This is a genomic window from Paenibacillus sp. HGF5, assembly GCF_000204455.1.
Classification (GTDB): Bacteria; Bacillota; Bacilli; order Paenibacillales; family Paenibacillaceae; genus Paenibacillus_AQ; species Paenibacillus_AQ lautus_A.
Genome location: NZ_AEXS01000077.1, coordinates 1 through 13340, shown reverse-complemented (window position 1 = coordinate 13340; position 13340 = coordinate 1). Strand labels below are relative to the sequence as shown.

The following is a 13340-nucleotide window of genomic DNA, read 5'->3' as shown; positions in this document are numbered from 1 at the left end:
TTATAGAATAAATATGATGGAGGGGTAAATGATGAAGAAAAGATGGATGACAACCGTGATGGCGATGCTGGCGGGGATGATGGTTGTAACGGCTTGCGGAGACAAGAGCGGCGGGAGCGGGGTTAATGGCGACGGACCTTATCCGCTCACCCTGGTGGTGAACCAGGTGGGAGAAATACCTGACCCGAACAATCCGATGGAGGAAAAAATACGCGAATACACGAACACGGACCTGCGGATTCAGTGGATACCTTACTCCGCATATGACGAGAAGGTTAACGTCATGGTCGCTTCCAATGAGCTTCCGAAGCTGATCAAGCTGAACTATACGCCAACAACCATCAGCTCGCTCGAAGCCGATCTGTTCTGGGATATCACAACCCATTTGAAAAATTACCCGAATTTGGCCGCACAGCCGCAACCCTATTACGATAATATCAGCGTGAACGGCAAAGTATACGGGATCCCTCTGTTCCGGGACATGGGCCGGGCGATCGTCAGCTACCGCAAGGACTGGCTCGATGCAGCCGGCTTGAAGGAGCCGGTGACCCTGGACGATTGGTATGAAATTATCCGGTACAGTACGGAAGAAGATCCCGATGGCAACGGAAAAAGGGACACTTACGGAATGATGCTGGACAAAGGTTATAACCAGGGTACGGCATCAACATTGACCCGGCTTGCCGTTTCCCAAGGCGCACCTAATAAATGGGGCATTGACGAGCAGGGCAATTTCTATCCAGAGTTCGAATCCGAGCAGTTCTTCGAGGTTATGAAGCTGTTCCGAAGATTGTATGAAGAGAAGCTCATCAATCAGGATTTCGCCGTGGTGGATTCCTCCGAGCTCAATAAGGTGTATGAATCGGGCCGCGCGAATATCCGGATCTCCGGCGGTAACGGCCAATCGCTGCAAACCAAGCTGGAGAAGGTCGTTCCGGAAGCGGTTGTCGACGTATCGGCGCTGAAAGGACCTGAAGGCGTTCGGGTTCCGGGGGAAAGCGGTAATACCGGCTTTCTGGCGATCCCGAAATCGACGGTCAAGTCTGAAGAAGAACTGGCTAAAGTGCTGACCTTCGTTGACAAGCTGCTGGATCCGGAGATGGTTAATGTCATTAATAAAGGTATCGAAGGCGTCCATTACGAAGTCGAAGGCGATTATACCGTAACGATCGATGCGGATAAGGACGCTCAGGAGGTCAAGCCTTATCGCGATACGTTTCCGCAACGGGGAGATTTGTACAACATGGAGAAGAAACCGAAAGGAACGGAGCTGTTCAACAAAAATAAACAAATCGTGTACGAGAACGAGAACTATATTGTGCCGAATCCGGCGCTTACCTTGAAATCCAATACGTATAATGAACGCGGCGGCGAGCTGGAGCAGATCATCACCGATGCGCAAACCAAGTTTATTATGGGACAGATTGACGAGGCCGGCTGGAAGGCCGAAGTGGAGAGATGGAGAAAGAGCGGCGGCGATCAAATGGCTGCGGAATATAAAGAGTCCTTCAAGAATCAAGAATAGCGGTCATTATTTATGATAACGAGAGACAAAGCGGGCAAGCAAAAGGAAGTACCTTTGGCGTACTTGTCTGCTTTGTCTCTCGGTACTTTATTAGGCGTATGAAAGAATGAAATATGAATCTGAGAGCAACAGCGACCGATGAACATTTCGCACGGCTGTCTTATATTCAAATCAGTCATTCAACTTATAAGAAACGGCAAATGTGGAGCATGGTTCATGGACCATCGATTATCGTTCCGATGAGCACGAGGTCAAAATGATTCGTTCTGAGCGCCCCTGCCGGCTTGATTTGCAGCACAAGACCATCGCGGTCGAAACGGCAGGTCAGGATAAACATCTGCTGCACCTCCAGCAGTTGAATCTGGATCAAGCAAGTCGACGAGTCTGCCCATACGGCACCACAGGCGGAGGGAAGGCCATAAAAAGGGATCAGGACCGATATCCCAATCATTCATGGAGCATAAAACCCCGGGACGACCGGTTTCATGTACGAAGATGAGCTCACATTGTTGCTCACTGAACGTAAAGCGACAAGCCAACCATCCCGGCTCGTTAGGTGAGAGGCGATAATGCCGCCCAGAGACCTCCGCGGCTGCTGTGGAAGTGGAGCTTCCCTTCGGCAGATGGAGCTTCAAAGCGCTCAGCCGCTGCTGCATCCGTTGATAACCGGCATCATCATGGGGGCAGAACGCCTCCATGGAAGGAACCAGATGCGTCCAAACGCTATCCAGTATCCCTTGGTGCTCGTCCCGGTTCAACATGGTGTTGGCCGTTGAGACGAAAACGGCATCTTGGTCCGGCATGACGAGGATGAATTGTCCGCCCGCGCCGAATGCGCAGTAGGCTTGACGCCTGGCCCGCCAGAACTGGTATCCGTACCCGCTTCGACCTTCCAGCAGAATTCCGGCACTGGAGTTATCGACCGCTTTGGATGTGCTCTGTTCTACCCAGCCCTCCGGCAGAATCCGGATTCCGTTCCAGAATCCGTCCTGCAGATACAGCTGGCCGAACCTGGCCATATCCTCGGGCGTGCAATAAGCTCCGCTGCCGCCCTGGTTAATGCCGAGCGGACAGGTCTCCCATTCGATATCCTGCATCCCGAGGGGCTGGAACAAGCGTGTTTCGAGATATTCGTGCACGGTGGTTCCCGTGACTCGTTGGAGGATGGCACACAGCGTATGCGTACCCGTCGTATCGTAAGCAAAGACGGTACCCGGGGGATGGCTTGGAGGCGTATGAAGATATTCGAATACGATATCCCGGGCCTCCTTATTGGTGGATTTCCGGTGAACGGTTTGCATGCTCAGCAGATGCCGGATGGTCATGCTGGCCGTATACGGGTGTACGGCCTCCGGCTGCTTATCCGGAAAAAATGCAATGACCTTGTCCTCCAGGGAGATTAGCCCTTCTCCAATGGCGATACCGATGGCTGCAGAAGTCAGGCTTTTGCTGACGGAGAATATCGGATGCCTTGCATCCTTCCGAAAAGGGTAGTAGTGGCCTTCAGCAGCCACTTTGCCATGCCGGAGCAGCATAAAGCTGTGCAGGTTCATATTCCTTTCCGTCATATCCTCCATAAAGCGGAGGATGGCTGATGGAGGAATACCCACCTCCTCGGGACGGACTCGTGCCAGTGCAGTCATCATCATCAACCTTTCGTCAGCTTAGATGAACCGGGTGCGTAAGGCGGACACCAACCGTCTTGCCCACTGAGCACTTGTTCAATCGTAAACGGTTTAGCCTCGGCTTCGGTAAGGTCCCTAGACCACGAAACCCTCAGGGAAGGAGCTGCTCCGGGGCCGCGGCTGTTGTATTCGGCATAACGGGATGTCTGCTCGCGATCCGGCTGGTTCCAGTTATGCCAGCCTTGCGGATGAACCGAGCCGTCCATCTCGCATCGGATGAACACCACATTGGCGTAATCGCGCCACGGCCGGCCGAGGTATACGTTCTCAACGCCGGGTGCCCCCGATATAGTACAGTCCAGAAAGACATAGCCGAACTCCGCTTCCTTCGGCGTATTGGCTGCGGTCAGGTAACCGCCGGACCGCTTGCAGCGGATCATGCACCGGTCGAATACGGCCGCTGCCGGCCCAAATATAAAATCGACATCTCCTTCGATAAAGCATTCGGCAAAGTAATGACGTCCGCCGGATACATAGAGCGTATCTTGATCGCCTTCGAGCCTTACATGCTGAAAGGATACCCGGTCGGCATCGATAAAGGCGGCGACAGCCTGGCCCGTTCCAGGTCCGGAATCGTTGCGGACGGTCAATTGTTCGGCGCTGAAATCGTCGGCATAGACATACAAGCTTCCACTGCGAAAGGTGCCAAGGGGCTGCCCATCTTCCCCCAGGGTGTGGGCGTTATCCGAATAGGTAAGAATCGTCTCTTCGGCTCCTTCGCCAATCATGCGAATAGCTGGTTTCGATGAAGGGATCGTGATTTTCTCGCGATACACACCCTTTTTGATTTCGAGGATGACAAGGCAATCGGCCTGCTCGGGAATCGAGTCAACAGCGGACTGTACCGTCACGAAGTCGCCTTGTCCGCTGGGATCTACCGTGATTTTCATCGATGAACACGCTCCTTCTATGGATTTTTCATCCATGTTATCGAATTGCAGGCTCCAATAATAACACCTCCGATGTTTAAATGGGTTCATTCTTTGCCTTTTATGCCGAATTTATAAAAATGGCAGCTTATTCTGCTTGTCTTCTTGAACGAAAGCTGATTGGGAAATAGAGCATAAAAAGCAAAATATGCGGGAAATTCGGCATCGAATCCGGAGTTTTTATGATTTACGTTTCTTTATAATTAGTTTGTGATTGAAACTTCCAAGGATATTGAGGTGAGGCGGTTTTGAAACAAGAGAGCAGATGGTCCGTCCTGACGGCGGATACCATTCTCAGTCAAGCGGACAGCGAGGGACTTCACTCTGAAATTGCCCGACGGTGGGCGTATGTACCCGGGATGATGCTCATGGCGATCGCCCGCACAGGGGATTGTTATAGCAAGGATGCTTATATTGATTTCATGAAAAGGCATATGGATCTGTTTGTTCAAGCGGATGGGGACATTCGGGGATATCGCATCGAAGAATATAATCTGGACCAGATCAACCAAGGGAAAAATTTATTTGCTCTGAGCGCCAGATTTCATGACTCCCGATATGAAAAGGCTTCACACACGCTTGCCGCCCAGCTGATCGGCCAGCCCAGGACGACGGACGGCGGGTTCTGGCACAAGAAAGTTTACCCGTTTCAGATGTGGCTGGATGGGCTCTATATGTCTTCGCCATTTCTGGCGCAATATGCTATAACCTACAACCGACCTGAATGGTTCGACGAGGTAGCCCATCAGCTTCTGCTGGTGGAGCGAAGAACCCGGGATCGCAAAACGGGGCTCTTGTATCACGGATGGGATGAAGCGAAGGAACAGGTATGGGCCGATCCGGAAAGCGGCCGTTCCCCGCATTATTGGAGCAGGGCCTTAGGCTGGTATGCAATGGCGCTGGTGGACAGTCTCGAGTATTTCCCGGTGAATCATCCGAAGCGCGGTACGATCATGGGCATATTCGAACGGTTAAGCCGGGCGCTGGGACGGTATCAGGAGAAAGAGAGCGGGCTGTGGTTCCAGGTGCTCGATCAAGGCTTTCGGGAAGGCAATTATCTCGAAACCTCCGGCTCCTCGATGTTTATTTATGCATTGGCCAAGGGAGTGCGGCTCCAATACCTGGAACAGCCTTCACGATCCATTGCGGAAAGGGCTTACGAAGGTTTGGTACAGCGGTTTGTCGAGGTTAACGATACCGGCGTGCATCTACATTCCATATGCCATGGAGCGGGGCTCAGCGATGACCGCAACGGCTCTTACGAATATTACATCAGCGAGAAAGTGGTGTCGGACGCCCAGATCGGCGTCGCGCCTTTCATCCTTGCAAGTCTGGAAATGGAGCGGTTAGAAGATTCAAGGGTAGGAGGTTCTTTATGAAGCACTCATCATCAACAATGCAAGCATTACAGAACAATCCGTGGTTGTCGGATCAGGGAGACGGAACGTTCGTGAACCCGGTGCTTCATGCGGATTATTCGGATCCGGACGTGATCCGGGTAGGGGAAGATTTCTATATGACAGCCTCCAGCTTCGGCCATCTGCCGGGACTGCCGATTCTGCATTCGAAGGATTTAATTAACTGGAGGATCATGAATCATGTGCTGCCCCGGATGGAGCTGCCGGGCTATGACGTCCCGCAGCATGGGAACGGCGTCTGGGCTCCGGCCCTTCGATTCCATGACGGCAAGTACTGGGTGTTCTATGGAGATCCGGATGTCGGCATCTTGATGAGCACCGCGGAAGACCCGGCAGGCAGCTGGACGCCATTGCATCTGGTTCAAGAGGGAAAAGGCTTAATCGACCCGTGTCCGTTCTGGGACGATGACGGCCAGGCTTACCTGGTTCACGCGTTTGCCAAAAGCAGATGCGGCATCAAGCATCTATTACGAATGTGCCGGATGTCCCCGGATGGAAAACAGCTGCTGGATGAAGGTCAGATCGTCTTCGACGGGACCGAGCGCCATCCGACGATGGAGGGCCCGAAGCTGTATAAACGGAATGGCTACTATTATATACTTGCTCCTGCCGGAGGAGTATCTACGGGTTGGCAGACCGTGCTTCGGTCTACCTCGGTCTTTGGCCCCTATGAGGACAAAATCGTGCTGCATCAAGGCGATAGCCCGATTAACGGTCCGCATCAAGGCGGCTGGGTGGAGCTGGCATCGGGCGAATCGTGGTTTATGCATTTTCAAGACAATGGAGCTTACGGACGAATAACACATCTGCAGCCCATGCGCTGGGTGGATGATTGGCCGCAGATCGGGATCGACACGAATGGAGACGGGATCGGCGAACCGGTTCTGCGTTATCCGAAGCCAAATGTCCTTGGGGAGCATACGATTCAGGCCCCGGACGATTCGGACGAATTCGTAGGCGCAACGCTTGGCCTTCAGTGGCAATGGCAGGCCAATCCGAATCCGGACTGGTACGCATTCGAGAAGGAAAGCCATTTGCGATTATTCTCTTTTCCCGTGCCGGAGCACCGGCCTTCGCAAACGATCTACGATGCCCCTCACTTGCTGCTGCAGAAATTTCCGGCCGAAGAATTTCAAGCAGAAGCCAAACTGGATGGAACGTCACTGAGGCCCGGTGAACGGGCGGGTCTGATCATATTCGGACGAACCTTCGCCTATGCCGGCGTTCGGATGAAGACGGACGGATCCGGGATGGAGATTATTCGGTCCGAAGGGAATGAGATGGAGGAGAATGTCGTTTGGTCCGGCGGATGGAATGATGGAAAGATTACGATTCGGGTCACGGTACATCCTGGTGCGAAATGCCGCTTCGATTATGCCGCAGCTGACGATCGTTACATGCCGTGCGGGGAAGAGGATTTCGTAGCGGAAAAAGGTCACTGGGTCGGAGCCAAGGTTGGCTTGTTCGCGGTAAGTGAGGCGGATCATCCAGACAGAGGGTATGTGGATATCGACTGGTTTAGGGTTGGAAGAGCAGAGATATAGAAACGGCGGGGCTGTCCCAAGACGAATGACTACTTTGGAGCAGCCCCGATTCTATCCGTGACGCTTGCGATACTGGAGAGGAGTCGTACCCGCTATTTTTTTGAAGGTTTTATTGAAGTGGGCAATATGCTCAAATCCGGCCTGCTCGGAGATGATTTGCACGGATTCCCGGCTGCTCACGAGCATTTTTTGGGCTTCGCGGATTCGTACCACCTGCACGTATTCACGAAAGTGAAAGCCTGTCAGCCTGGTGAATACCCTGCTGAGGTAAGAGGGACTGATGTAAAACTGCTTGGCGACCTGCTCCAGCGTAAGCTTTTCATGGTAATTCGATTTGATGTATTGGGCAATTTCCGAAATTTTTTGATGCATCGGATGCTCGTATTCATGGGTTTGGGATTGCAGAGTGGTCTCAATCCGGTGGAGGCGGATAAGCAGCTCGTTCATCAGCGAGCGAACCAATGAGCTGTAGTGAGTCTGCTCCGTTTGGCATTCAGCCAGCATGGAGTGCAGCAGCCGTTCGATTTCCGGCTGATGCTTCAGCGGAATACGAACGAGCCTGGACGTCCCATGATCGAGCAGATTGGCGACGCCGGCGTCCCCCTGTTCGATGAAGGCTCTGGAGAAGCCGATCAGCACCCGCTCGAAGGTCAGCTTATCGGAGCTTGCCGTCGAGTGCAGATCATGCGGGTTCACGATCATCAGATCCCCTTTTTTGACGGTGAACACGTTATCGTCCATGAAGTAAACTCGCTCCCCGTTGAGCAAGTAGTACAGCTCGAAGTAGGGATGCTCATGGGGGCGCGGCATGCTGCTGGAACCGTTTCGCGACATGTATTGGATGGAGAAATCATGATCTCCGATGTGGTATTTAGGCTGCAGCCGGTCAATCATTCCTCTCTAACTCCTTTGTTCGCATGGTGGGATTACGACCATCGATAGTGATCGTAGAAAATTATATATCATGCCTGCAGCCGATCTTCAAGGGTTTTGGCCGCAATCACCCAACATTTTTAATAAGCGCTTACAAATTTTTGTAAGATCAGGAGGACAGAATGCCATTAACTTCAGAAACCTTGATATGGTTCGACCAGCCTGCCCAGAACTGGAACGAGGCTTTACCGATTGGGAACGGAAGACTTGGCGGCATGGTGTTTGGGTCCGTCATGCAGGAAAAAATCCAGTTTAACGAGGATTCGGTATGGTACGGAGGGCCGAGAGACCGCAACAATCCGGATGCGCTTTTGCATCTTCCCCTTATCCGCAAGCTGCTGTTCGAAGGGCGGCTGAAGGAAGCCCACCGGCTGTCGGAGACGGCTTTTTCCGGGACGCCGCGCAGCCAGAGGCCATATATGACGGCAGGCGATTTCTGCATTCAGGTCGATCATCCGCAAGGCGAGTTGTCCCACTATCGCAGGGAGCTGGATCTTGAAAAGGCGATCACCGTGACGTCATACCAATACGGAGGCGTTACCTTTACCCGGGAAGTGTTTTGCAGCTATCCGGACCAGGTGATGGTCATCCGGCTTGAAGCCGATCGACCGGGTGCTCTGACCTTGACATCGCGATTTGAGCGGCAGAAAGGGAAGCACATGGATGCAGTCCATCGGGCTGGCACGGACACGGTGGTCATGACGAATGATTGCGGAGGGAAGGATGGGCTTACCTACAGCGCTGCTGCAAAAGCCATAGCTGTCGGCGGAACCGTACGCGTTGTCGGCGAGCACCTGCTGGTGGATCAGGCCGACGAAGTCGTCATTATTCTTGCCGCAGCCAGCACCTTTCGCGCGGACGATTCGAAATTGCGCTGTAATGAGCTGCTGGAACATGCAGCGAACCAGGGCTATGCCGCTTTGAAGAAGCGTCATATTGCGGATTATCAGCCGTTGTTTGATCGGGTAAAGCTGGACCTGGGAGCCGCTGCAGATCGGGAGCACCATTTGGTGCCGACGCCAAAGCGGCTTGAGCGTGTCCGGGCGGGAGATGACGACGCAGGCCTGTACACGCTGTATTTTCACTTCGGAAGATATCTGCTTATTGCCTGCAGCCGCCCTGGATCGCTCCCGGCCAATCTCCAGGGGATCTGGAACGATTCCATGGCTCCGCCCTGGGACAGCAAATTTACGATCAACATCAACACCCAGATGAATTACTGGCCGGCGGAAAGCTGCAATCTGCCCGAATGTCATGAACCGCTGTTTGAATTAATTGAACGCATGAAGGACAACGGGCGAGTAACGGCACGAAAAATGTACGGCTGCCGAGGATTCGTCGCCCATCATAACACCGATATTTGGGCTGACACCGCGCCCCAGGACATTTATCCACCGGCTACCCAATGGGTGATGGGCGCCGCATGGCTGACCCTTCATCTCTGGGAGCATTACAAATTCAATCCGAATCCGGATTTCTTGAGAAGAGCCTATGAGACCATGAAGGAAGCGGCTCTCTTCTTCACCGACTTTCTGGTGGAAAGTCCCGAAGGATACCTCGTGACGAATCCGTCCGTTTCGCCGGAGAACCGTTATATGCTGCGAAATGGCGAATCCGGAACGCTCTGTTACGGACCCTCCATGGACACGCAAATCATATCGGAGCTGTTCAGTGCCTGCATCGAGGCCAGCCTGGAGCTGGACACCGATGAAAGTGCTCGCCGAGAATGGGCGGCCATCAAGGATCGTTTGCCGGAGATGAAGGTAGGAAGGCACGGGCAGCTGCAGGAATGGCTGGAGGATTACGAAGAGGCCGACCCCGGGCACCGGCACATCTCCCATCTGTTCGGTCTTCATCCCGGAACGACGATCAGTCCGGACTCGACGCCGGACTTGGCGGAAGCTGCCCGGGTTACGCTTCGGCGGCGTCTCGCTCACGGCGGGGGACATACCGGCTGGAGCCGGGCCTGGATCATCAACTTCTGGGCGCGGTTGTTGGACGGCGAACAGGCCTATGTACATCTTAAGGAATTACTGAGGCAATCGACGCTTCCGAATCTGTTCGATAATCATCCGCCGTTCCAAATCGACGGCAACTTCGGGGCTGCCGCGGGAGTCGCCGAAATGCTGATCCAGAGTCACCTGGATCACATCCGTCTGCTGCCGGCGCTGCCGGATGCCTGGCCTCAAGGGCGCGTAAAGGGACTTCGCGCCAGGGGAGGCTTCGAGGTAGATATCGATTGGAGAGACGGGAGCCTTGCGGAAGCGATGATCACTTCGGTAAGCGGTCAGAAGCTTCGTCTCCATGCGAAGCCATCCGTTCGGGTCACGACCTCGGATGGAAGGGAGGTGCCGATGGAACGTCATGGCCATGTCATCGAAATGGCTACCGAAACAGGCGGAAGGTATTTTGTCCAACCGATATAAATCGACAATGCAATTTTACAATAACGGAGGTACGCATGATCAAGCTAACAGAAGTAGCGATAAGCCCTGATTTGCCCTTGATCCCGGAACATACGGTAACAATTTCAGACTATGGCGCGGTAGGAAACGGTGTATATGACAATACCCGAGTATTTCATCAAGCGATCGAAGCCTGCGCAAAGGCAGGAGGCGGCACGGTGGTCATCCCTCCGGGGATATGGCGCACCGGTCCGATCAAGCTGCAGAGCCGGATTGAGCTTCACGCCTCAGCCGGTGCCCTCGTTGTGTTCAGCAAGTTTTTCGAAGATTATCCGCTCCTGATGTCCACGTATGAGGGCAGGCAGATGTTTCGCTGCCAGTCTCCGCTCGATGGCGAAGGGCTGGAGGATGTCGCGATCACCGGGAGCGGGATTTTTGACGGAAGCGGCGAAGCCTGGAGGCCCGTTAAGCAAGGGAAGCTGACGGAAAGCCAGTGGGAGCGCTTAATACAATCCGGCGGCGTCGTGGATGACCAGGGATTATGGTGGCCAACGCCCGCTGCTCGGGACGGTCAGGAGACCCTGGACCGTATCGAACAGACAGGTAGCGAGGAACCACAGGATTATGTGCCCGTCAGAGACTACTTGAGACCCAATCTGCTCAGCTTGAGAAACTGTAAGCGGATCCTGCTCAGCGGTCCCACCTTTCAAAACTCCGCAGCCTGGTGCCTGCATCCTTGGGCATCGGAGCAGATCACCATTCAAAACATTACCGTCCGCAATCCGTGGTATGCCCAGAACGGGGACGGTCTGGACATCGATTCGTGCAAATACGTAACCGTTGAAAACAGCTCGTTTGATGTAGGAGACGACGCGATCTGCCTGAAGTCCGGCAAAAATGAGGCCGGGCGCTTGTTGGGAAAGCCGAGCGAGCGGATCCGCATCCGGAACTGCACCGTTTATCACGGCCACGGCGGCATCGTGGTCGGCAGTGAAATGTCCGGAGGCATTAAGGATGTATACGTATCCGATTGCACTTTTATCGGCACCGATATCGGCATTCGCTTTAAAAGCTGCCGCGGGCGCGGCGGCGTGGTCGAGAACATCTTGATTGAACGAATTCGGATGCGGGATATCGACGGGGATGCCATCTCCTTCAATTTATATTACGAGGGGAAAGCCGGCTCCGGCGAATACCAAGAGGAAGTAATGCTGCCCGTTACCGAGGAAACCCCCGTGTTCCGGAACATTGTCATTCAGGATATCGTGTGCAGCGGCGCGCATACTGCGCTCCTCATCAACGGCCTGCCGGAGATGCCGGTGGAGAACTTGACGGTGAAGCGGTCCGCCATCACAAGTCGGGAAGGCATTGTATGCCGAAATGGACAAAACCTGAGCATTCAGGACATGGTCCTTCGCACTCAGGATAATCCGCTGCTTCTTTTTCACCAAAGCCGAAATGTTCAAGTGGCGAATGTCAGCGGAGAAGGCGGTGCGCTGGACGACCGCCAGTTGGTGGTGACTGGGGAACGTTCCAGTCAAATCGAATGCTCGGGGCTGAAGGCCGATAAGGCTAGGGGGATCGAGATCTCTTCTGAAGTGGAACCGGGGGAGGTCGTGATCAAGTAGCTTTCGGATTAAATATGGCTTAGAAAGGGGGTGATCGGATTATAACCGTTGTCAGAATCTCAAAATGATAAGGAGGTATGCAAATGAAAGCAGCAAAATGGTTGAAGCAAATGCTTGTCTTCACGATGCTGTTTACCGGTTTATCCGGCGGAGGTGCTTATGCTGAGGAAAATCCTGAATCCCCAGCCCCGGCAAATCCCCCGCAAACGCCTGCATTTCCGGGGGCCGAAGGCGGTGGGAAATATACGACCGGCGGCCGGGGCGGCGAAGTGTACGAGGTAACGACGCTTGCCGACTCGGGACCGGGGTCGCTTCGTGACGCTGTCAGCGCCGGTAACCGGACCGTCGTATTTAAAGTCGGCGGCGTGATTCAGCTGGAATCCCCACTGAAGATTCTCGGAGACAACCTGACGATTGCCGGTCAAACGGCGCCGGGCGATGGGATTACGGTTATCGGGCATCCAACGACCTTCGATGGAAACAACCTGATCATCCGTTACATGCGGTTCCGGCTGGGCGATATGAATGAAACGGAAGCAGACTCTTTTGGCGGACGGTACAAGAAAGACATTATCATTGACCACTCCTCGTTCAGCTGGTCCGTTGACGAAGTGCTCAGCCCTTACGGCAACGAAAATGTCACCGTGCAGTGGTCGATCATCGCCGACGCCATGCATATTAGCAGACACGTCAAAGGCAGACACGGGTACGGCGGGATATGGGGCGGAAAGAACACCAGCTTCCATCATAACTTGATCGCTCACAATTCCAGCCGCAACCCTGCGTTTGACAGCACGGCCGGCAACTCCCATGATTTCCGCAATAACGTGGTATACAATTGGGGTTTCTTTGCCTCGTACGGAGGCAAAGGCGCAGTTACCAATATCATCAACAATTATTACAAGCCGGGTCCGGAAACGGAAGTCGTTCGGTTTATGAATGCGGAGAGCACCGGAAGTTACTTTATCGACGGCAACGTCATGGACGGGTATCCGGAATATACGCAGGATAACTGGTCCGGCGTTCATAAATACCCAAACTACGTGAAGCTGGAAACTCCCGCTTCCTTTGCCAATCCATTGCCGACCGAATCCGCCGAAGAGGCTTATGAAGCGGTCATGCAAAGCGCCGGAGCCACCCTGCCGAAGCGGGATGCCGTCGATGCCCGGATCATCCAGGATGTGATCCACCGAACCGGCATGCATATTAACTCCCAGAATGAGGTGGGCGGATATCCGCTCGTGGAGCCGGTTGTTTCCACAATAGAAGATGA

At 53.8% G+C, this 13340-nt stretch carries 9 protein-coding genes; 6 read left to right on the top strand and 3 right to left on the bottom strand.

Translation table 11 applies throughout. The features are described 5' to 3' along the window. Nucleotides 1–31: 31 nt before the first annotated feature. The gene (locus HMPREF9412_RS13005; protein WP_083829928.1) at nt 32–1525 is read left to right on the top strand and encodes an extracellular solute-binding protein; all 1494 of its coding nucleotides are present in this window, start codon (nt 32–34) and stop codon (nt 1523–1525) included. Nucleotides 1526–1776: 251 nt separating this feature from the next. Here HMPREF9412_RS13005 and HMPREF9412_RS13000 read toward each other — a convergent pair whose 3' ends face one another. Next, nucleotides 1777–3093 (bottom strand): serine hydrolase domain-containing protein, encoded by a 1317-nt coding sequence (locus tag HMPREF9412_RS13000; RefSeq protein ID WP_254664041.1) that lies wholly within the window; start codon nt 3091–3093, stop codon nt 1777–1779. An 80-nt stretch (nt 3094–3173) separates the two neighbouring features. Continuing rightward, nucleotides 3174–4100 carry a pectinesterase family protein gene (locus HMPREF9412_RS12995; protein ID WP_009592019.1) on the bottom strand — a complete coding sequence of 309 codons (927 nt, stop codon included), beginning with the start codon at nt 4098–4100 and terminating at the stop codon, nt 3174–3176. Between the two features lie 287 nt (nt 4101–4387). Here HMPREF9412_RS12995 and HMPREF9412_RS12990 point away from each other — a divergent pair, with 287 nt between their 5' ends. Together HMPREF9412_RS12990 and HMPREF9412_RS12985 are read left to right on the top strand one after the other, a co-directional pair. After that, entirely contained in the window at nt 4388–5518 is a 1131-nt protein-coding gene (locus HMPREF9412_RS12990) for a glycoside hydrolase family 88/105 protein (RefSeq protein WP_009592054.1), read from the top strand. Then, nucleotides 5515–7101, top strand: coding sequence for a glycoside hydrolase family 43 protein (locus tag HMPREF9412_RS12985; RefSeq protein WP_009592055.1), 1587 nt, complete (start codon nt 5515–5517; stop codon nt 7099–7101). The genes HMPREF9412_RS12990 and HMPREF9412_RS12985 overlap by 4 nt, the downstream gene beginning before the upstream one ends. Nucleotides 7102–7152: 51 nt before the next feature. On the opposite strand, the gene HMPREF9412_RS12980 is transcribed toward HMPREF9412_RS12985, so the two are convergent. Further along, a complete protein-coding gene (locus tag HMPREF9412_RS12980; protein ID WP_009592044.1) occupies nt 7153–7995 on the bottom strand; it encodes a helix-turn-helix domain-containing protein in 843 nt (280 codons plus the stop codon). A 161-nt stretch (nt 7996–8156) separates the two neighbouring features. Here HMPREF9412_RS12980 and HMPREF9412_RS12975 point away from each other — a divergent pair, with 161 nt between their 5' ends. The 3 genes from HMPREF9412_RS12975 to HMPREF9412_RS12965 all read left to right on the top strand — a co-directional run. Beyond that, the gene (locus tag HMPREF9412_RS12975) at nt 8157–10460 is read left to right on the top strand and encodes a glycoside hydrolase family 95 protein (protein ID WP_009592037.1); all 2304 of its coding nucleotides are present in this window, start codon (nt 8157–8159) and stop codon (nt 10458–10460) included. Between the two features lie 35 nt (nt 10461–10495). Further along, on the top strand, nt 10496–12067 hold the full coding sequence (locus tag HMPREF9412_RS12970; protein ID WP_009592025.1) for a glycoside hydrolase family 28 protein: 1572 nt from the start codon (nt 10496–10498) through the stop codon (nt 12065–12067). A gap of 83 nt (nt 12068–12150) precedes the next feature. Further along, nucleotides 12151–13340: pectate lyase family protein (locus HMPREF9412_RS12965; RefSeq protein WP_009592033.1), on the top strand; the 1190-nt coding region annotated here is incomplete at its 3' end.

Coding starts and splice junctions, on each gene's coding strand:
- HMPREF9412_RS12970 (WP_009592025.1), top strand. CDS start 10,496: ATGATCAAGCTAACAGAAGTAGCGATAAGCCCTGATTTGCCCTTGATC.
- HMPREF9412_RS12980 (WP_009592044.1), bottom strand. CDS start 7,995: ATGATTGACCGGCTGCAGCCTAAATACCACATCGGAGATCATGATTTC.
- HMPREF9412_RS12995 (WP_009592019.1), bottom strand. CDS start 4,100: ATGAAAATCACGGTAGATCCCAGCGGACAAGGCGACTTCGTGACGGTA.
- HMPREF9412_RS13000 (WP_254664041.1), bottom strand. CDS start 3,093: ATGACGGAAAGGAATATGAACCTGCACAGCTTTATGCTGCTCCGGCAT.
- HMPREF9412_RS12985 (WP_009592055.1), top strand. CDS start 5,515: ATGAAGCACTCATCATCAACAATGCAAGCATTACAGAACAATCCGTGG.
- HMPREF9412_RS12975 (WP_009592037.1), top strand. CDS start 8,157: ATGCCATTAACTTCAGAAACCTTGATATGGTTCGACCAGCCTGCCCAG.
- HMPREF9412_RS13005 (WP_083829928.1), top strand. CDS start 32: ATGAAGAAAAGATGGATGACAACCGTGATGGCGATGCTGGCGGGGATG.